Source organism: Streptomyces sp. ADI95-17, from assembly GCF_003846175.1.
Taxonomy (GTDB): domain Bacteria; phylum Actinomycetota; class Actinomycetes; order Streptomycetales; family Streptomycetaceae; genus Streptomyces; species Streptomyces sanglieri.
Genome location: NZ_ML123044.1, coordinates 933,231 through 951,885 on the forward strand (window position 1 = coordinate 933,231; position 18,655 = coordinate 951,885).

Here is an 18,655-nt window from a genome sequence, read left to right on the forward strand (position 1 = left end):
CCTCTCAAGGGTCTATGGGGGGTGAGGGTGGAATCGGAGCGGTTCAGTCGGGCTGATCGGTGCCGGGAGCGGCCAGCAGTGCTGCGATCGGAAGCTCCAGACGGACCTCGGTGCCCTTGGCCGCCTGCCCCTTTCCGATACGGATGCGGGCGCCGATGGATGCGGCGCGCTCGACCATGCCCACCAGGCCGAAGTGGCCGGCGTGGCGGAGGTCGTCCAGAGTGATTCCGGTGGGCAGGCCTCGTCCGTCGTCGTACACGCTGACGCGCAGGACATCGCCCTTCACACCTGCGAGTACGACGAGGTAGGTGGGTTGTGCGTGGCGGTGCGCGTTCTCCATCGCCTCGGAGGCGATGGTGAGCAGCTGACGCGCGACAACCTGGGGGACGTGCGGTATCGGTGCGTCGTCGAGAAGCCGGAAGGTGGCGGTGAGTCCGTGCCGCCGCGTGAAGTCATCTGCTCGGGCGCGGAGTTCGCGTACGACGTTCACGCCTCCGTCGAGTCCGGACTCGCGGCGCAGGTCGGAGAGGAGCTCGCGGGACTCGGCGGCGGCCCGGCGGGCGGCACGGGCGACCAGTTCGGCCTGGTGCCTGACGGCGAGCGGGTCCATGCGGTCGGAGGAGCAGGCCAGGCCGTCGGCAGCGAGGGCCAGGCCGTGCAGGGTCTTGGCGACCGAGTCGTGCATCTCTCGGGCGAGGCGGGTGCGCTCGCCCTCGACGGCCTCGTTGACGGCGAGGCGGGCTCTGGTCTCGGTGAGGGCCTGACTGGCCGTCCCGAAGCGGAGGAGGAGATTGCGCAGGGTGACGCCGACGGCACCCGCGATCACGCAGAAACCGGGCAGCAGGAGCGCCGTGGCATCGGCGGGCTGCAGCTTCGGATCGGTTCCGTACACCCCGAGGACGATGACGATCTGGAGTGCGGCGAAGACCGCCGCACCGCGCCAGCCGTAGACGAGTCCGGCAAGCAGGGGGGTGCAGACGCTGACGTAGGCGAGGGTGGACTCGGGGCTTGCGGTGATCAGCAGCAAGGCGCCGAAGAAGGCGTCTATGCCCAGCAGCCAGGGGTGGCGCAGGAGTACGGGGCCGAAGCGTTCCCAGTCGCGGAACAGGACGTACGAGCCCATGAACGTGACGAGGATGGCCGAACCGATCAGCCAGGTGGCCAGCCCCGAGGCCGTGTGGCCGATGGCAAAGGGCGTGGCTATGGCGATCATCGCGAGCCGGAAGCCGAAGACCTGCCGGCACATCGCCTGGAGGGCGTTGAGCTGGATGGCGAACGCCGGGCGCGATCCGGGATCGGCGATGGCCCGGCGCACCTCCGCGTTCACTCCGGTCTGGATGCCGCCGAGTTGGAAAGCCATGGGCCTGTCACCTCCTTCTTCCCGTCCTGCCCGCCGTCCGCGTCGTTCACGTCATCGGTCCTAGAGGAAGCTGAGGTCGACGTTGGCTCCGTAGACGAAGCCGACGGTCAGCAGCACCAGGGTTCCGGGGAGAAGGAATGTGGTGACGGCAAAGGTCGCCTTGGGGACTGCCCTGGCCGCCTTCCTGCGAGCGTTCTGAGCATCCGTGCGCCGCATGTCGTTGGCGATCTGGATCAGCGTCTCCACGATCGGCGCACCGAGCTCCTCACCCTGCTGGAGCGTGGTCACGAACATCGCGACCTGCTCCGAGTCATTGCGCTTGCGCAGCTGCTCGAACGCCTCACGGCGGCTGACTCCCATGTCCATCTGGCGCAGTGTGATGCGGAGTTCGTCGGCCCACGGGCCCTCGTACTTCTCGGCGACGCGTCCCAGCGCCTGGCGGAAGCCGAGGCCCGCCGACACGACGACGGCGAGCACGTCGAGGAAGTCCGGGAGCGTCCGGTCGATGTGGTCGCGGCGGACGCGGACAGCCGACCAGAGGCCGACCTCCACCCAGAAAACACCGAAGGCGATCAGCACCAGGGAGAGAAAGAGCTGCCCGCGTATGATCATCGTGAACGCACCGAGCCCGCCGAGGGCGCCGTAGACGGCGCGTCGGGCAGCGTAGCGGTCGAGGGTCAGACCGCCCGGGTTACCAGCCATGTCGATCTGGCGGCGCTTCTTGTTGACGGCCTTCGGGCCCATCATCCGCAGGACCGCGGGCGCCCACCTCATGCCCAGCCGGTCGATGCCGGAGCCGACCGCGCTGGTGCGGGTCGAGCCGACCTCCAGTGCGATGGCCAGGTCACCGGGGAGCTTTGCGTCGGCCCGGTACATGCGGATGCCGGCGATGATGCCGTACACGGCCAGAGCCATGCCGCCCGCGAGCAGGAGGTCCATGTGTCCCCCGCCCATCAGACGTCGATCCGGGACAGACGGCGGATCACGATGAATCCGATCGCGTAGAGAGTGATGGCGATGACCACCGCGACCTGGCCGATGAAGGCACCGGTCATGCGGTCGAGGGCGCCTGGCATGACGGCGTTCATCAGGAGCATGGCGCCCAGGCCGAAGATGGGAACGGCGTAGGCGGTGACGGTGACCTGGGAGAGTTGGGTCTTGACCTCGCGTCGGGTCTCCTTGCGCTCCTCCAGCGTCTCGGTGAGGTTGCGCAGGGAGCTGACGACCGTACCGCCGGCCCGGTTGGACAGGACGAGGGTGGTGACGAGGACGACGAGTTCGCGGGAGGGAAGCCGATCGGTCAGCTCGCTCAGCGCGTCGTCGAGCGGTTCACCCACAGCGAGGCGTCGGGAGACCCTGGACAGTTCCTCGCCCGCCGGGTCCTCCATCTCGTCCGCCGCCATGCTGATGGAGGTGCGCAGCGCGAGGCCGGCCTGGGTGGCGTTGGCGAGGATACGGGCGAGCTCGGGAAGCTGGTTGATGAAGCGTTCGGTGCGCTTGGTCCGCTCCCAGTTCAGGAAGGCGTTGGTGCCCCAGAGGCCGATCAGGGCGGCGACCGGGCCGAAGAAGCTCGCGAGCATCGACGAGGCGATCATCCAGAGCCCGGCCATCGCGACGAGGGCGCTGACGAAGAACTCCCCCGGGGTGATGTCGAGGCCGGTGGCAGCCAGCTTGAGTTCGAGCTTCCGGCCGAGGCCGGTCTTGCGCAACCTGGCATCAAGGCCGCGGAACCGTCGGTGCCGCCCGGTCTCAGGAATCTGACCGGTGTACGACAGACGGTCCACCATGGCGTCCCGGTCGGCCTTGCCGCCGGAGTAGGCGTGCAGGCCCATGACGCCCGTGACGCCGGCGAGCAGCGTCACGCCGATGGTGAGAAGAGGAAGATTCGTCATGACACGTACCTAGTTGGCCTCTCGGGTGGCGAGCTGTTCGGCGGATTCGGCGACCCCGAAGGCCTGCGGGATGGGCTGGCTGGCCATGAAGAGGCGCTCGGCGATCTTGCGGGGGATCGGGAGGTAGTTGAACTCGCCGTTGATCCGCCCCTCGGCGTCCATCGGCTGGGCGTCGAACTTGGCGACCGTCACGATGCGGTAGGGGTCGCGCCCGTGCGAATCGAGGACGGCGATCTCGGTGATCTTTCGGGAACCGTCGGCGTGCCTGGTGAGCTGGACGATGACATCGACGGCGCTGTTGATCTGGTCGTGCAGCGCCTCGAACGGGATCTTGATCTCGGACATCGAGGCCAGGGTCTGCAGACGCATGAGCGCGTCCTCGGCGTTGTTGGCGTGGACGGTGGCGAGCGAGCCGTCGTGACCGGTCGACATCGCCTGGAGCATGTCGAGCGATTCGCCACCACGGACCTCACCCACGACGATGCGGTCGGGTCGCATACGAAGAGAGTTGCGGACCAGGTCACGGATGGTGATCTGGCCCTTCCCCTCGACGTTCGCCGGCCGGGACTCCAATCGGATGACGTGGCTCTGCTGGAGCTGGAGCTCGGCGGAGTCCTCGATGGTGACGATGCGCTCCCTGTCAGGGATCAGACCGGAGAGCGCGTTGAGGAGCGTCGTCTTCCCGGTGCCAGTGGCGCCGGAGACGATCACGTTGAGCTTGGCCTGGACAAGGCCGGACAACAGAATCAGCATCTGATCGTCGAGCGAGCCGACATTGATCATTTCCTGGAGCGTGAAGGCCCTCGGGAACCGTCGGATGGTGAGCGTCGCACCGGTCAGCGACAGCGGCGGGATGATCACGTTGACACGCTCACCACTGGGTAGACGCGCGTCGACCATGGGGTTCTGCTCGTCCACACGACGGTTGACCGTGGACACGATGCGCTCGATGGTCTGCATCAGCTGCTCGTGCGAACTGAAACGCATCGGCAGCTTCTCGACCTTGCCGCTGCGCTCGACGAAGATCTGGTCCGGCCCGTTCACCATGATTTCGGTGATCGACGCGTCTTCGAGGAGCGGTTCCAGAATGCCGAGCCCGAGGGCCTCGTCGACGACCCGGCGGATCAGCTGGGTGCGTTCGACAGTGGAGAGCACTGGGCCCTCACGGCTGATGATGTGGCTGAGTACACGCTCCAGCCTCGCTCGCCGGTCTGCGGCGGCGAGCGAGGACATTTCCGCCAGGTCGATCTCTTCGAGCAGCTTGGCGCGGTAGGTGGCCACCATGTGGCTGTCCTCCCGCGCCCCGCCGTTCTTCTCGGGGGCAGTCATGCGTGCCCGCAGACTCATTGCGTAACTCCTCGCTCAGACTTGCTTGTGGTGCTCCGGTTGTGCGATGCGGGCCCCGATCACCCTCGCGGCATGGTGGAACTGCGCTTGGCCCAACCCCAGTCGTCGATACCTGGAACGACGGAGGGGATCCTCACGCGGGTGGTGTAGGTCACGTCGCCGGACCCGCCGTGGCGGCTGAACTTCGAGTTCTTGTGGCTGCCGAGCCAGTCACTCATTGCCTCGCGGCCCGCCCGCTCGGAATCCCCACGCGGCACGTCCTGAGAGGCGGCGCGCGCCGCCGTGCGGGCGCCGGTGCCCGCCTGATTGGCGGCGTACGCTGCGACCCCCAACTGGATCGCGAAGAGACCCACCAGCAGCATCAGCGGGATGAAGCCCATGTACTCGAAGGCGACCTGCCCGCGGTCGCGGCGGGACGCAAAGGCCCTCCGGCCCGGTGTGTGCGTGCGCATGCTCATCGCTCGGCCTCCAACGGCGACGCGGCGTTGCCCTCGATGGTCATCGGCAGGTTGAAGACTCCGGGGACCAGGACCGGCACCCGCAGCTTCACCGTGGCCTTGTACAACCCGGACGAGTCATCGCACTTCGTCCGCTTCATCCCCTCCCGCCACACCTTCGGCAGGTTCTTCTCGGACGCGTCCCGGCAGGCATGACCCCGCGAGCCCTCCGAGATCGCCCCCGCGTGGGCTGCCTCGTCCGCCGCATTCGCCGCCAAAGAGAACGTGTAGCCGATCAACGCGCACTGCCAGAGCGCGACGCACAACAGGATGATCAGCGGCGTGACGCCCAGGAACTCGATCGCGGTCTGGCCCCGGTCACGCCCCCGGCCGACGAGGTGGACGCGCGTCCCACCCCGCGCCGGGGCGGCATCACCGTAACGCCTTCCCCGTATCTCCGTGTCTTTCGTCTCGGTTGCTGTCATTGGTCAACTTGCCCCCTGGGTCGTCTGCCGGTTCCGGGAGTCGCCGCCGCGGTCGCGTCGGCGACCGATCGAGCCTCGGTCGTTCTTGAACTTCGCGATGCTCTTCGCACCGTTCTTTTCCGCCTTCTCAGGAACCTTGACGATGCCGAGCTCGCCCGCAAGGGCCCAGAGGGCCTGTTTGACCGTGCTCTTGGAGTCGAGTTCATGCAGTCGGCCCGCGTCGACGACGGCCTGGAGTTCCTTGAAGTTCGCGGGAACGGCGGTGTTGGCCGTCGTGGTCCCGGTGATCTTCTCGATCAGCTGCGGCTGGATCTCGGTGCTGCGGATGAAGCGGTTGACAAGCGTGACCGTGTCCTCGGCCTTGCGGATCTGGAGCCGTTCCCACATCCGTACGACCCGCTTCGCACCACGCACCGCGATCACATCGGGTGTGGTGACCAGCAGTGCCGTGTCGGCCATCTCGATGGCCGCCGCGCTGGCGCCCTGGAGCTGGCTGCCGCAGTCGATCACCACGACCTCGTAGCGCGAGCGCAGGGCGCTGACGATCTGCCGGGCCGAGCGGTCGCTGACCTCCTCGGCGCTCTCGCCCTCGTTGGGGGCCAGCAGCAGCGCCAGGCCGGTGCCGTGACTGAACACGGCATCGGACAGGACGCGTGGCGATATGTCGTTGATCGTCGACAGGTCGACGATGGAACGCCGGAACTGCACATCGAGGTACGAGCCGATGTCGCCGGTCTGGAGGTCCAGGTCGACCAGGGCGACGTTGCGCCCGGATGTCTGCGCCGCCAGGGCGATCTGTACGGCGGTGACGGTGGCGCCCACACCGCCCTTGGCGCCGCTGACCGTGACGACCGTACCGCCGGGACCGGTGAAGACATCGGCCCCGGTGGTCAGGTGGCGGCGGACTCCGACGGACCACTGGGCCGCGGATTGAACCCTGTTGGCCAATTCTTCGTAGCTCAGGGGGAGGGTGACGACACCGCGCGCACCCGACTCCATCGCGGACGAGAACAGACCGGGGGTGACATCGGCGGTGATCAGCACGACCCCGATGGCGGGGAAGCGCAGGGAGACCTCCCGGATCAGTTCCAGCGCCGGCACCGGTCCGATCCGCTCGTGGACCAGCACGACCTCGGGCAGATCGTCCAGCGACTCGCCCGCGAGGCGGGCGAGGGTGTCGATCAGCTGGGTCGAGTCGGTGACCGGAGCGGCCGGCTCTGCGTCGGGGAGCTGGCTGAGCAGGGTGGTGACGGATCTGGCCGCGTCGACGTCACCGACGGCCGGGACGATCCTCGTGGTCATTCGATCCTCACTTGTCCTTGTCGAGCGTGTAGGTGCGGTCGCCCGGACGGATGGTGCTGTCGCTGCCGGAGGCGATGAGCGCGAGGCGTACGTGCTCCGCGAAGGACTCGGCGTAGGCGATGCGCTGGGTGTCGAGCGTGTTGAGCGCGAAGGTGATCGGGACGGCCTCGGTGCCCATGTTGGACTTGCCGTCGCTGCTGGGCTCCAGAGCGGTCAGCTTGCCGACGTCCAGCACCTTGGCGTTGGAGACGATGACCTTCGACTGGGACGCCTGACCGTCATTTTCACCGGCAAAGGTGGCGTAGATGTTGACGGTGGCACCGGGGGTGATCTTGCCCGCGACACCGGTCGCCGCGTCGATCATGATGGCGATCTCCTGTTCCCCGGGCTGGAGTTCGGGGCGGCGCTGCATCATGTCGGACTGGAGGAGCGAGCCCTTGCGCAGCTGGGTGACGGCGATCTTGCCGTTGACCTCGGAGAGGTCCGTCACCGCGTTGCCGGACAGCCAGCGCTTGGGCATCGAGATCTTTTCGAACTGCCCCGAGGACAGGGCGGTATAGGGGGCTACATCGGACTTCAGCTGGTAGGCCGAGACCTCCGGCCCGACCTTGGAATTGACGTCGCTGATCACCGAGAGCACGCCGGCGAAGGCGCCGAAGGCGCACAGAACCGACAAAAGCAGGAGTATCACGCCGCGGCGCTGACGGGAGTTCATGGGCCGGACAACCTCGTTCAATTCGGATGCGTGGGGCAGCGGACGGAAGGGCGTCTACGGAGGAAAAGCGGAAGCGCTGGGACTGCGGTGGCGCTAGGACTGCGGTGGTGCGAGCGCTCCTTGGCTGAGGACACCGGCTGGGTGCTTTCGGTTCTCCGCCGCGGGTAGCGGGGAGGAGCAGAACCCGCAGCGGTCACCGATGAGTTCCATTCCGCACCAGTGGCAGCTCTCCCGGCGCACCGAGGACACCAACTGGTACAGGACGGAGATGTCTGGCAGATAGGCGGCGAATTCCACCAGTTTCCCGGTTCCCCACCATGCGGAGGAATCGGACGGGAGTTCGGACTCGTGAATGGACTGGACCTTCCACGCGGGCGCGAGGGTCTCCTTCACCCACTCGGACTGGGACTGCCCCTTGGCGGTCATCAGATGAGTGGCGAATTCGGGGCCGGTCGGGAGTTCCGCCTTCGGGCCGACCTTGACGAGCTGTGGTTCGGGCCCCGTGACCACGGCGAACTGGGAGCCGGGCACCCAGGACTTGGCATGGGTCCTGAGGTCGACGGGGATCCGGTCGAACTTGGTGACCGAGTGGAGCAGGGCGCCCGCGTGGATGTAGTGCGCCAGCAGCCGGGCGGCGGAGGCTACCACTCCGGGGCTGAAGTCACAGATGGACAACTGGCGCAACTGCCGCACGAGTACGGCCACGCCGAGCGGTGGCAGGTCGGTCTTCACCAGGGCGATGCGGTCGCTCTCCAGGACCGAGCGGACGGAGTAGAGCCGACGCTCGTGGGCGGGCGAGATGGCGCTCGGATAGACGGCGACGACATAGCCGTGCTGTTCGAGCAGCACGTGCATGTCACCGATGGCCATGTCCAGCGCCTGGGCATCCGGAGCCTGCAACAGGGCGGCTGTCGGTGTCTGCTGATCGGTCGGAGGTAGTACCAAGTCAGCACTGGTCACTGCTATTGCGGTCGGCACGCTGTTCCCCGTTTCGGCTTCCGGCCGGACGCCGGTCATGACGTCGGCCGCAATCGCTCCTGCTCCGCGGTTCTGCCTCAGCACTTTATCCACGTCTTACCTGGCAGAGAACACTTTTCGGAGGCCAGTCCGACAACGTGTGCGAGGCGCCCGCGTAACGCCCCGGTGCTAAATCGGATCAAATCGAAAATCGTCAACTTCTGTACAACTGCGGAGGGTTACCGATACACCTTCCGGTCACCCGGGCCCCGAATTCATCGCCGCACGTCAGCGCGGATGCGGAACCTGCCGCGCCGACCCCCCGTGGAGGCCGGGCGGTCACTGTCCGAGCACTCCGGGCGCTTCACCCGCACGGGGTCCGACACGGCCGCACGAGGTCAACAAAACGTCAATTCACAGGGAAGCCGAGGCCGGTTCGGGGCCCAAGCGGAGGCTCCCGCACCCCGTCGCGGGGCCGGTTCGGAAGCGACCGGGCAGACGCGGTCGTCGCAGGTCCCGTTGCCAGAGGTCTTGACAACTCGATTGGTCTGGACCAGTTTTGTCGGCCAGCGGTGGCCACCGTTCCTCAACTCCACATCCCCTTCTCCTGCCCGTCACCTTCCGGACGGCCCGAGTACCGCCGGTCCACCCCGCCGGCTGTCGTACGGGTACCCCGGCAGGCATCCCCGACTCCCCACGGAGGCAGCAAGTGGAACCTTCCCCCGTCAACGGCCACAGAATCCGCAGGCGCTACAACCGTCCCCTCGTCGGCGCCGTCGCGGCCGTTCTCGCGGCCGGCGCGCTGACTGCCACGGGGCTCGCCGGAAATGCCCAGGCGGCCGACATCAATGTCGCCAAGAACGCGGGCTTCGAGTCCGGGCTCGCCAACTGGACCTGTTCCGGCGGCAGCGGCGCTGCCGTCTCCTCCCCCGTGCACGGTGGCACCGCCGCACTCAAGGCCACCCCGTCCGGCCAGGACACCGCGAAGTGCACCCAGACCGTGGCCGTGAAGCCCGACTCGACGTACACGCTCAGCTCCTGGGTGCAGGGCGGGTACGCGTACCTCGGCGCCAGCGGCACCGGAACCACCGACGTGTCGACCTGGTCCCCCGGCTCCGGCAACTGGACGCAACTCACCACCAGCTTCAGGACCGGGCCCAACACCACCTCGGTCCAGGTCTACACGCACGGCTGGTACGGGCAGGCCGCCTATCTGGTGGACGACGTCTCGGTCAACGGCCCCGACGGCGGGGGCGGCACCGACCCGGATCCGACCGTCCCGTCCGCCCCGGCCGGGCTCGCGGTCGGCACGACCACCTCCTCCTCCGTGGCCCTGTCCTGGAACGCGGTCTCCGGCGCGACCGGCTACACCGTCTACCGGGACGGCGCGAAGGCGACCACCACGACCGGGAACTCCGCTACGGTCACGGGGCTGGCCGCCGACACGGCATACCAGTTCTCGGTGACCGCCACCAACGCGGCCGCCGAGTCCGTCAAGTCCGCGACGGTCAGCGGCCGTACGGCCAAGGAGGGCGGCGGCAACCCCAACCCCGGCACCTCCGTCCCCAAGCACGCGGTGACCGGCTACTGGCAGAACTTCAACAACGGCGCGACCGTCCAGAAGCTCAGCGACGTGCCCGCGAACTACGACATCATCGCGGTCTCCTTCGCCGACGCCACCGGCACACCGGGCGCCGTCTCCTTCAACCTGGACACGGCCGGCCTGAACGGCTACACCGTCGACCAGTTCAAGGCCGACATCAAGGCGAAGCAGGCGGCCGGGAAGAACGTCGTCATCTCGGTCGGCGGCGAGAAGGGCTCCGTCTCGGTCAACAGCGACGCCTCCGCCACCAACTTCGCCAACTCGCTCTACTCGCTGATCCAGGAGTACGGCTTCAACGGCGTCGACATCGACCTGGAGAACGGCCTCAACTCCACGTACATGACGAAGGCGCTGCGCTCGCTGTCGCAGAAGGCGGGCTCCGGCCTCGTCATCACGATGGCCCCGCAGACCATCGACATGCAGTCCACCGCCGGTGAGTACTTCAAGACGGCGCTCGGCATCAAGGACATCCTGACCGTCGTCAACATGCAGTACTACAACAGCGGTTCGATGCTTGGCTGCGACGGCAAGGTCTACTCGCAGGGCTCGGTGGACTTCCTCACCGCGCTCGCCTGCATCCAGCTGGAGGGCGGCCTCGACCCGTCACAGGTCGGCCTCGGTGTGCCCGCCTCCACGAGCGCCGCGGGCGGCGGCTACGTATCGCCGTCGGTCGTGAACGCGGCCCTGGACTGCCTGGCCAAGGGCACCAACTGCGGTTCGTTCAAGCCCTCGAAGACCTACCCGGGTGTGCGCGGGGCCATGACCTGGTCGACCAACTGGGACGCCAAGTCGGGCAACGCCTGGTCGAACGCGGTGGGCCCGCACGTGCACGGCCTGCCGTAGCCGGTACTGCCCGGCCGGCAGCCGCACGGCCGGCATCAGTGACCAGCAGCGCCGCCGCTCCCCCGGCGGCGCTGCTGCACGTTCCGGGTCCGGTGGCCGTCCCGGGCCTGTCCCGGACCCGCAACAGGCTGTCCGGGACTGCCGACATTCCATGGCCGTTCGGAGATGTTCGTGGCACCGTTGTCTGGCGCGGTGGCGGTGCGACAGGGGGAGGGACATGGCCGGGGCGCGGATTCAGACGTTGGGCGGGGACGATCCGGCGGTGCTCGGACCGTACCGGCTGATCGGGCGGCTTTCGTCGGGCGGTATGGGGCGGATCTACCTCGCCCGGAGCGGTGCCCGGAGCGACGGGCGGGGCAGCGGGGAACTCGTCGCGGTGAAGACCCTGCTGGCCGAGGGCGAGATCAGCGACATCGACCGGCGCCGGTTCGCCCGCGAGGTGTCGCTGGCGCAGCGGGTCGACAGCGCGCACACGGCGCGGGTACGGGAGGCGGACCCGCGGGCCGAGCGGCCCTGGATGGCCATCGAGTACATCGCGGCGCCGCCGCTGTCCGAACTGGTGCGTGCCTGCGGGGTGTTGCCCGCGTCGGCCGTACGGTGGGTGGCGGCCGGCACGGCGAAGGCGCTGGTCGCCCTGCACGGGGCGGGCATCGTGCACCGCGATGTGAAGCCGCAGAACGTGCTGCTGCCGCTGGACGGTCCCCGGCTGATCGACTTCGGCATCTCGCACGCCAACGACCTCACCCGGACCAGTCTCACGCTGGGCACGATCGCCTTCACCTCGCCCGAGCAGGCGCGCGGGGAGCCGTCGACGGTCGCCTCGGACATGTACTCGCTCGGTGCCACGCTCTTCATGCTGGCCACCGGGCGCCCTCCGTACAGCCGGGACGGCGACACCCTGCGGTTGCTGGCCAGGGTCCAGCGCGGCGAGCTCGACCTCGGCGGGCTGCCGAAGGAGCTGGTCGAGACGGTCCGCCCGTGCCTGGCCGCGGATCCGGGGCAGCGGCCGGCCCCCGCCGAACTGCTCGCCCGGTTCCGCAGGGACCAGGCCGGGCTGCCGGCCACGGACAGCGGGGTGCGGTGGCTGCCGCCGAAGTGGTCGGCGCTGATCGGGGAGTACGCGGCCCAGGGCCAGGCGCTCGCGTCGGGACGCCCGTTCGATCCGGCGGCGGGGGGCGATGACCAGCCCACCGGCATGGTGCCGCCGCCGGGCCCCACCCGGATGTACACCGCGGACCGCGAGGCGCAGCTGCGGGAGCGCGAGCGGGCCGCGCGGGAACGGGAGCGGGCGGCGGAGGAACACGAGCGGGCGGAACGCGAGCGCGCGGAGAAGCGCGCGGCGCGGGAGCAGGCGGAACGGGAGCAGGCGGAACGGGAGCAGACTGAACGGGAGCAGGCGGAACGGAAGCAGACTGAACGGGCCGCGCAAGAACGAGCCCAACGGGAGCGGGCCCAGCGGGAGCAGGCCCAGCAGGCGGCCCGTGCCCGTGCCCGTGGAGCTCAGGCGCGGGCGGCCTCGTCCACCCCGGGCGCGACGCGCCCGACGCCCGCGCCGGCCGCTTCTTCGGGCGGGTCGTCGGGGTGGGGCTGGCTGATCGCCGTGGCCGCCGTCATCGCGCTCTTGTTCTGGCAGCCCTGGGCTACGTCGGGGAGCGGGAGCGCAAGCGGCGGGAGCCGTTCCGGCGTCACCGGATCCGGCGCCGTCACCTCCGGCAACGACCTCGGCACGCACACGGACGGCAGCGACACCGGCTCCGACTCCGACTCCGACAGCACCAGCAACAGCACCTATGGCTCCGGCAGCGGCGCCGAGGAGTCATCGCCCACTCCCACCCCCACACCGACGCCCACCCCGGACACCACCGACCGGGCGTTCGCCGCAGTGCGTGCCGGTGACTGTCTCGACGTGTACAACGCCGGGCACGACAACATGAGCGCCAGGACTCCGGTCCGGGTGGGCTGCCGGGCGTCCAATGCCTACATGCACGTCAACCGTGTCAGCACCGCCGCCGGGGCCGGCAGCTCCTGCGACAGCGGGCCGGGCTTCACCTGGTGGCGCAAGGCAGGTGCGGACGGTGTCGAGCGGACGCTCTGCCTCGACCGGGTGTACCAGGTGGGCCAGTGCTTCCCCGCGCAGGTCAAGGGGGCCACCAACGCGGATCTGACGGTGGTGTGGGACTGCGGCGCGTCGACCGTGCCCCGGGCCGGCCAGTCGATCCTCCGGATCACCGGCTACTACCGGGCGCCCGCGGCGGGCACGAAATGGACCTGTCCGGCCGGGCGTGGCGAGCGGTTCTGGTACTGGCCGGTGAACAACGGCCGGAGCATCATCTGCGCCTCGGCGGCCTGAACCGGAACGGCACCCCGGCCCCGGGGCCCTAGATCACCAGGCTCAGCAGCGCCGCCACCACGAACCCCGCGACCGACAGGACCGTCTCCAGGACCGTCCAGGACTTCAGGGTGTCGCGTTCGGAGATGCCGAAGTACTTCGACACCATCCAGAAGCCGCCGTCGTTCACGTGCGAGGCGAAGATCGAGCCGGCCGAGATCGCCATGATGATCAGTGCGAGATGCGCCTGCGACAGGTCCTGGCCCTCGACCAGCGGGACGACGATGCCCGCGGTGGTGACGATGGCGACGGTCGCCGAGCCCTGGGCGACGCGCAGGACCACCGAGATCAGCCAGGCGAGCAGGATGACCGGCAGGCCGACGTCGTTGAAGGTCCTGGCGAGCGCGTCCGCGATGCCGCTCGCCTTGAGGACGGCGCCGAACACACCGCCCGCGCCGACCACCAGCAGGATGTTGCCGACCGGCTTCAGGGACGAGGTGGACACCGATTCCAGGGACTTGCGGGACCAGCCGCGGCGGATGCCCAGCAGGTAGTACGCCAGCACCAGCGCGATCGTCAGGGCGACGAAGGGGTTGCCGAAGAACTCGATGACGGAGCGCGGCGTGGAGGGGTCCAGCGCGATGGAGGAGAACGTCGCGGCGAGGATCAGCACCAGCGGGGTGCCGATGATCGTGAGTACGGTGGAGAGCGCGACCGGTTCCTCGCGCGGGGTGACCCCGGCGGCCCGCTGCTCGGCGACGACCGCCGCCCTGGCCTCCTCGGCGGCCTCGACCATGTCCTGCGGGACCGGGACGAAGATCCGCTTCCCGATCCACGCGGCGTAGCCCCAGGCGGCGAGTACGGACGGGATGCCGACGACGACGCCCATCAGGATGACCCAGCCGAGGGAGACGTGGAAGAGTCCGGCGGCGGCGACCGGGCCCGGGTGCGGCGGCAGGAACGCGTGGGTCATGGACAGGCCCGCCAGCAGCGGCATCGCGTAGAGCAGGATCGACTTGCCGGACCGTTTGGCGGCGGCGTACACGATCGGCGCGAGGACGAAGATGCCGACGTCGAAGAAGACCGGGATGCCGAAGATGAGGCCGGTGAGACCCATGGCGAGCGGGGCCCGCTTCTCGCCGAAGAGGTTCAGCAGCCGGGTGCTCAACACCTCGGCGCCGCCGGAGACTTCGAGGATCGAGCCGAGCATCGTGCCGAGGCCGATGATGATCGCCACGTGGCCGAGGATGCCGCCCATGCCGGATTCGATGACGGAGACGGCGGCGGACTTCTGGACCGTACCGAAGAGTTCGGTGACGGAGAGTCCGGCGCCCAGGCCGACGGCTATGGAGACGGCGAGCAGCGCGACGAACGGCTGCAGTCTGACCTTGATGATCAGGAAGAGGAGGAGGGCTATACCGAGGGCGGCGACGGTCAGCAGACCGGCGGTGCCGTCGATCAGCGGGAGTATCCCACCGGTGTGCGGTGGTGTCTCGGCCGGTGGTGGGGTTGCGGCGAGCAGCATGCGTAACTCCGTTGTCGGAGACGGGGTTCCGGGTGTGGGGGAGCGCGGCACGGCGCCCCCATGGGGTGGGGCGCCGTGCCGTGCGCGGTGGTGCGGCGGTGCGGGTGCGGCAAGTGGATCAGCTGGTTCAGCCGAGGACCGCGAGCGCGTCGATCTCGATGAGCAGGCCCTTGGGGAGGCCGACGTAGACCGTCGTGCGGGCGGCGGGGGCGGCCTTGAGGTTCTGCTCGCCGAAGTAGGAGTTGTAGATCTCGTTCATCTCGGCGAAGTGGTCCACGTCCGTGAGGTAGACGCGCATCATCATCACGTCGTCCCAGCTCGCGCCGCCCTCCTCCAGGATCGCCTTGACGTTGGCGAAGGTCTGGAGGGTCTGCTCGCGCAGGGTCGGGCCGGCGGGGGTCGGGGCCTGGCCCTCCACGGCGGGCAGGAAGCCGACCTGGCCGGCGACCTGGAGGATGTTCCCCTTCTTCACGCCGTGCGAGAACTTCGCGGGGGGCGTGGTGTGGGTGCTCGGGGTGAGGGCGATCTTCTCGGTCATGGCTTTCAGGCTTTCTTGGGTCGGGTGGTGCCGGAGTACTCCCGGCTGATGGAGTCGGCGGTGCGGCGCACCAGCGGGAGCAGGGTGAGGAGTTCCTCGGCCGTGACGACGACATTGGGCGCGGAGACCGACATCGCGGCGACGACCCGCCCGTCCGCCCCCCGGATGGGGGCGCCGACGCAGTTGATGGACTCCTCGTGGCCACCGAGGTCGGTGGCCCAGCCCTGTTCGCGGACGACGGTGAGCTCCTTGAGGAAGGCACCGGCGTTCGGGGTCGAACGGGACGTGTACATGGGGTAGTCGAGCTTCTCGGCGACGGCGCGCCGCTCGGGCTCGGAGAGGTCGGCGAGGAGCAGCTTCGCGACGGCGGCGACGGTGATCGCGACGGGCTTGCCGATCCGCGAGTACATCCTGACCGGGTAGCGGCTCTCGACCTTGTCGATGTACAGGACCTCCTGCTCCTCGTACACCGCGAGATGCACGGTGTGCCCGCAGCTCTCGTTGAGTTCGACGAGGTGGGGGTGGGCGATCTCCCGTACGTCGAGGTTCTCCACGGCCTCCTGCGCGAGGGCGAAGAGGCGGGCGCCGAGGCGGTAGCGCTGGTCCTGCTGGCGGTAGACGAGGCCGTGCTCGTGGAGCGTACGGAGCAGGCGCAGCGCCGTGGACTTGTGGACGCCGAGCCGCTCGGCGACCTGGCCGAGGTCTGCGGGCCCCTGGGCGAGCAGCGGCAGGATGCTCAGCGCCCGGTCGACGGTCTGACTCATGTCGTACGTACCTCCTGGTCGTCCCCCGTCCACCCGGGGCCGAGACGAAGTCTCCCCCAGGCCTCGTCGTCCAGTGCGGCAAGGGAGTCGGCGTGCGCACGGGCCGGCGGGGCGGTGAGGTCGCCGGGGACGGTGAGGACGGCGGCGGCCATGAGGTGGCCGTGCCGGACGCGGTCGCGTACGGGGAGGTCGCGCAGGGTGGCGGAGAGGAACCCGGCGGCGAAGGCGTCGCCCGCGCCGACGGGGGCGACGACGTCCACCCGGAGGGCGGGGACGGTGGTGATGTCGGCGGCGTCCTGGGTGTCGGCGGTGCCCGAGAAGACCGTCGCACCCTCCGCGCCCCGCTTCACGACCAGGGTGGCCGGCTCCGGCAGCGCGGCCCGGATCGCCGCCGCACCGGTCACCCCCCAGGCCTCCTCCGCCTCGTCCTCGCCGACGAAGACCAGGTCGCTGCGGCGGGCCAGGTCGAGGAGCACCTCGGGGGACGCGTCGGCGTCGCGCCACAGGCCCGGCCGGTGGTTGACGTCGAAGGAGATCAGCGGGCGGCCGGGGCGGGGCGCGGTCAGGTCGTGGAGCAGGGCCAGGCAGTCGGCGGAGAGCGCCGCGGTGATGCCGGACAGGTGCAGGACGCGGGTCGCGGGGAGTGTGGCGTACGGGATGTTGTCCGGGGACATCGCGGAGGCGGCGGAGCCGGCCCGGTAGTAGGCGACCTCGTGCACATCGGTGGCCCGGTCGGTCGCGGTCCGGAAGTAGATGCCGGTGGGCCGGGACGGATCGCGCCGCACGCCGGAGGTGTCGACCCCGTAGCCGGCGATCGCCTCGACGAGGTGGTCGCCGAAGCCGTCCGCGCCGACCCGGCTGACCCAGGCCGCCCGGTGGCCCGCGGCGGCCAGTGCGCAGGCGACGTTGGACTCGGCGCCGCCGATGCCGCGGCCGAAGGACGGTACGTCGGCGAGGCGTCCGGGCTGCGACGGCAGGAACGTCACCATGGACTCGCCGAGGCACACAACTTCGGCGGCCGTGGCGGCGTCGGCGGTCCTGGCCGGGGTTCCGGACACTCGGGGCTCCTCGCGGTTCGGTGGTGCGGTTCGGGGCGCGGCGGGGGTTGCACGCCATTGACCCGGCGTCGGCTCGGATGTTAGACAGCGTCAAGCGATATACGCAATGGGTGTTGCACATGATGCAACGACGACTTCGATCGAGGAGGCCCCCTTGGCCGCCGACCGTCCTGTGTCCGGACTCGCCGACGAGCTGGTCGACCACCGCTTCAAGGCACTCCCGCCCGACGCGGAGGGCCTGACCGTCGGCGCCCTCGCCGCCGAGCGCCGCAACCTCTTCACGGGTGGCTTCACCACCCCGGTGCTCGCCCTGTCCGCGGAGTCGGTCGAACACAACCTCGCCCTCCTGGAGACGTACGCGGAGCGCCACGGGCTCGCCTTCGCCCCGCACGGCAAGACCTCCATGTCCCCGCAGCTCTTCGCCCGCCAGCTGGAGTACGGCGCCTGGGGCATCACCGCGGCCGTGCCGCACCAGGCGCGGGTCTACCGGGCGTACGGGATCCGGCGGATCTTCCTCGCCAACGAACTCGTCGACTCCCCGGCCCTGCGCTGGCTCGCCGCCGAGCTGGACTCCGACCCGGAGTTCCGCTTCGTCTGTTACGTCGACTCGGTGCGCGGCGTGGAGTTGATGGACGAGGCGCTGCGCGCGGCGGGCGCCTCCCGCCCCGTGGACGTGGTGGTGGAGCTGGGCGCGGGCGAGGGCGCGCGCACCGGCGCCCGTACCGAGGCCGACTGCGTGGCGGTGGCCGACGCGGTGGCGGCGGCCGGGACGCTGCGCCTGGTGGGCGTGGCCGGTTACGAGGGCGAGGTGCCCGACGCGTCCGCCGAGCGGGTACGGGCCTGGCTGGACCGGCTCGTCGCGCTGGCCGTCGACCTCGACCGGGCGGAGCGCTTCGCGGCCGGCGAGCAGATCGTGATCAGTGCGGGCGGCAGTGCGTGGTTCGACGCGGTGGCGGAGGTGTTCGCGCGGATCCCGGAGCTCTCCGCGCCGGTGTTGAAGCTGCTGCGCTCGGGCGCCTATGTCTCGCACGACGACGGCCACTACCGCCATCTGACCCCGTTCAACCGGGTGCCGGAGGAGGGGGCGCTGCAGCCCGCCTTCCGGCTGTGGGCGCAGGTCGTGTCGCGCCCGACGGACGAGCAGGCGTTCCTCAACGCGGGCAAGCGGGACGCGGCGTACGACCTCGACCTGCCCGAGGCGCAGGTCGTGCAGTCCGGCCGGGACGGCACGGTGCGGCCCGCGACGGGCGTCTCGGTGACCGGTCTCTCCGACCAGCACGCGTGGGTGCGTACCGAGCCGGGTGCGGAGCTGGAGGTGGGTGACTGGGTGGGGATGGGCCTGTCGCACCCGTGCACCAGCTTCGACAAGTGGCAGCTGATTCCGCTGGTCGCGGCGGACGGGACGGTCACGGACTACATCCGTACGTTCTTCTGATCCCTGCCGATCACCGCTGGTGCCTGCTGGTCCCTGGTGGTCCCTGCGTTCGGCCGACTGCGGGT

16 protein-coding genes are annotated in these 18,655 nt (G+C 69.6%); 3 read left to right on the top strand and 13 right to left on the bottom strand.

The window, feature by feature from the left end; genetic code table 11:
* Positions 1-43: 43 nt before the first annotated feature.
* The 9 genes from EES42_RS04050 to EES42_RS04090 all read right to left on the bottom strand — a co-directional run bounded on the left by EES42_RS04050 (position 44) and on the right by EES42_RS04090 (position 8,498).
* Positions 44-1,360 (bottom strand): sensor histidine kinase, encoded by a 1,317-nt coding sequence (locus EES42_RS04050; protein WP_124716692.1) that lies wholly within the window; start codon positions 1,358-1,360, stop codon positions 44-46.
* Positions 1,361-1,420: 60 nt separating this feature from the next.
* The gene (locus EES42_RS04055; protein ID WP_124717403.1) at positions 1,421-2,299 is read right to left on the bottom strand and encodes a DUF5936 domain-containing protein; all 879 of its coding nucleotides are present in this window, start codon (positions 2,297-2,299) and stop codon (positions 1,421-1,423) included.
* 14 nt (positions 2,300-2,313) lie between these two features.
* Complete coding sequence (locus tag EES42_RS04060; protein WP_124716693.1) at positions 2,314-3,252, bottom strand: type II secretion system F family protein; 939 nt, start codon at positions 3,250-3,252, stop codon at positions 2,314-2,316.
* A 9-nt stretch (positions 3,253-3,261) separates the two neighbouring features.
* Complete coding sequence (locus tag EES42_RS04065; RefSeq protein WP_124716694.1) at positions 3,262-4,599, bottom strand: CpaF family protein; 1,338 nt, start codon at positions 4,597-4,599, stop codon at positions 3,262-3,264.
* A 59-nt stretch (positions 4,600-4,658) separates the two neighbouring features.
* On the bottom strand, positions 4,659-5,057 hold the full coding sequence (locus tag EES42_RS04070; protein WP_323138503.1) for a TadE/TadG family type IV pilus assembly protein: 399 nt from the start codon (positions 5,055-5,057) through the stop codon (positions 4,659-4,661).
* Entirely contained in the window at positions 5,054-5,521 is a 468-nt protein-coding gene (locus EES42_RS04075; protein WP_124716695.1) for a TadE/TadG family type IV pilus assembly protein, read from the bottom strand. The genes EES42_RS04070 and EES42_RS04075 overlap by 4 nt, the downstream gene beginning before the upstream one ends.
* A 3-nt stretch (positions 5,522-5,524) precedes the next feature.
* Complete coding sequence (locus EES42_RS04080) at positions 5,525-6,823, bottom strand: AAA family ATPase (protein WP_124716696.1); 1,299 nt, start codon at positions 6,821-6,823, stop codon at positions 5,525-5,527.
* Positions 6,824-6,830: 7 nt separating this feature from the next.
* Complete coding sequence (gene cpaB / locus EES42_RS04085) at positions 6,831-7,538, bottom strand: Flp pilus assembly protein CpaB (protein ID WP_124716697.1); 708 nt, start codon at positions 7,536-7,538, stop codon at positions 6,831-6,833.
* 93 nt (positions 7,539-7,631) lie between these two features.
* Positions 7,632-8,498, bottom strand: coding sequence for a hypothetical protein (locus EES42_RS04090; protein WP_124716698.1), 867 nt, complete (start codon positions 8,496-8,498; stop codon positions 7,632-7,634).
* Positions 8,499-9,234: 736 nt separating this feature from the next.
* On the opposite strand from EES42_RS04090, the gene EES42_RS04095 reads away from it, so the two are divergent.
* Positions 9,235-10,941, top strand: a complete 1,707-nt coding sequence (locus tag EES42_RS04095) for a chitinase (protein WP_124717405.1) — start codon at positions 9,235-9,237, stop codon at positions 10,939-10,941.
* Between the two features lie 262 nt (positions 10,942-11,203).
* Positions 11,204-13,291, top strand: coding sequence for a serine/threonine-protein kinase (locus EES42_RS04100; protein ID WP_241196233.1), 2,088 nt, complete (start codon positions 11,204-11,206; stop codon positions 13,289-13,291).
* Positions 13,292-13,319: 28 nt separating this feature from the next.
* On the opposite strand, the gene EES42_RS04105 is transcribed toward EES42_RS04100, so the two are convergent.
* From EES42_RS04105 to EES42_RS04120, 4 genes are all read right to left on the bottom strand, one after another.
* A complete protein-coding gene (locus tag EES42_RS04105; RefSeq protein WP_124716699.1) occupies positions 13,320-14,795 on the bottom strand; it encodes a GntP family permease in 1,476 nt (491 codons plus the stop codon).
* A gap of 127 nt (positions 14,796-14,922) precedes the next feature.
* Entirely contained in the window at positions 14,923-15,333 is a 411-nt protein-coding gene (locus tag EES42_RS04110) for a RidA family protein (protein ID WP_124716700.1), read from the bottom strand.
* A gap of 5 nt (positions 15,334-15,338) precedes the next feature.
* Positions 15,339-16,097 carry an IclR family transcriptional regulator gene (locus tag EES42_RS04115; RefSeq protein WP_124716701.1) on the bottom strand — a complete coding sequence of 253 codons (759 nt, stop codon included), beginning with the start codon at positions 16,095-16,097 and terminating at the stop codon, positions 15,339-15,341.
* Positions 16,094-17,155 (bottom strand): sugar kinase, encoded by a 1,062-nt coding sequence (locus tag EES42_RS04120; RefSeq protein WP_124716702.1) that lies wholly within the window; start codon positions 17,153-17,155, stop codon positions 16,094-16,096. Before EES42_RS04120 ends, EES42_RS04115 begins: the two co-directional genes overlap by 4 nt.
* 154 nt (positions 17,156-17,309) lie before the next feature.
* Between EES42_RS04120 and EES42_RS04125 the strand changes: the two genes are divergently transcribed.
* Positions 17,310-18,590 carry an alanine racemase gene (locus EES42_RS04125; protein WP_241196234.1) on the top strand — a complete coding sequence of 427 codons (1,281 nt, stop codon included), beginning with the start codon at positions 17,310-17,312 and terminating at the stop codon, positions 18,588-18,590.
* Positions 18,591-18,655: the final 65 nt, after the last annotated feature.

Bases quoted from the DNA above. Each gene is read 5' to 3' on its own strand.
- EES42_RS04075 (WP_124716695.1), bottom strand. From the start codon at position 5,521: ATGACAGCAACCGAGACGAAAGACACGGAGATACGGGGAAGGCGTTAC.
- EES42_RS04110 (WP_124716700.1), bottom strand. From the start codon at position 15,333: ATGACCGAGAAGATCGCCCTCACCCCGAGCACCCACACCACGCCCCCC.
- EES42_RS04115 (WP_124716701.1), bottom strand. From the start codon at position 16,097: ATGAGTCAGACCGTCGACCGGGCGCTGAGCATCCTGCCGCTGCTCGCC.
- EES42_RS04105 (WP_124716699.1), bottom strand. From the start codon at position 14,795: ATGCTGCTCGCCGCAACCCCACCACCGGCCGAGACACCACCGCACACC.
- EES42_RS04080 (WP_124716696.1), bottom strand. From the start codon at position 6,823: ATGACCACGAGGATCGTCCCGGCCGTCGGTGACGTCGACGCGGCCAGA.
- EES42_RS04065 (WP_124716694.1), bottom strand. From the start codon at position 4,599: ATGAGTCTGCGGGCACGCATGACTGCCCCCGAGAAGAACGGCGGGGCG.
- EES42_RS04060 (WP_124716693.1), bottom strand. From the start codon at position 3,252: ATGACGAATCTTCCTCTTCTCACCATCGGCGTGACGCTGCTCGCCGGC.
- EES42_RS04055 (WP_124717403.1), bottom strand. From the start codon at position 2,299: ATGGACCTCCTGCTCGCGGGCGGCATGGCTCTGGCCGTGTACGGCATC.
- EES42_RS04050 (WP_124716692.1), bottom strand. From the start codon at position 1,360: ATGGCTTTCCAACTCGGCGGCATCCAGACCGGAGTGAACGCGGAGGTG.
- cpaB (WP_124716697.1), bottom strand. From the start codon at position 7,538: ATGAACTCCCGTCAGCGCCGCGGCGTGATACTCCTGCTTTTGTCGGTT.
- EES42_RS04070 (WP_323138503.1), bottom strand. From the start codon at position 5,057: ATGAGCATGCGCACGCACACACCGGGCCGGAGGGCCTTTGCGTCCCGC.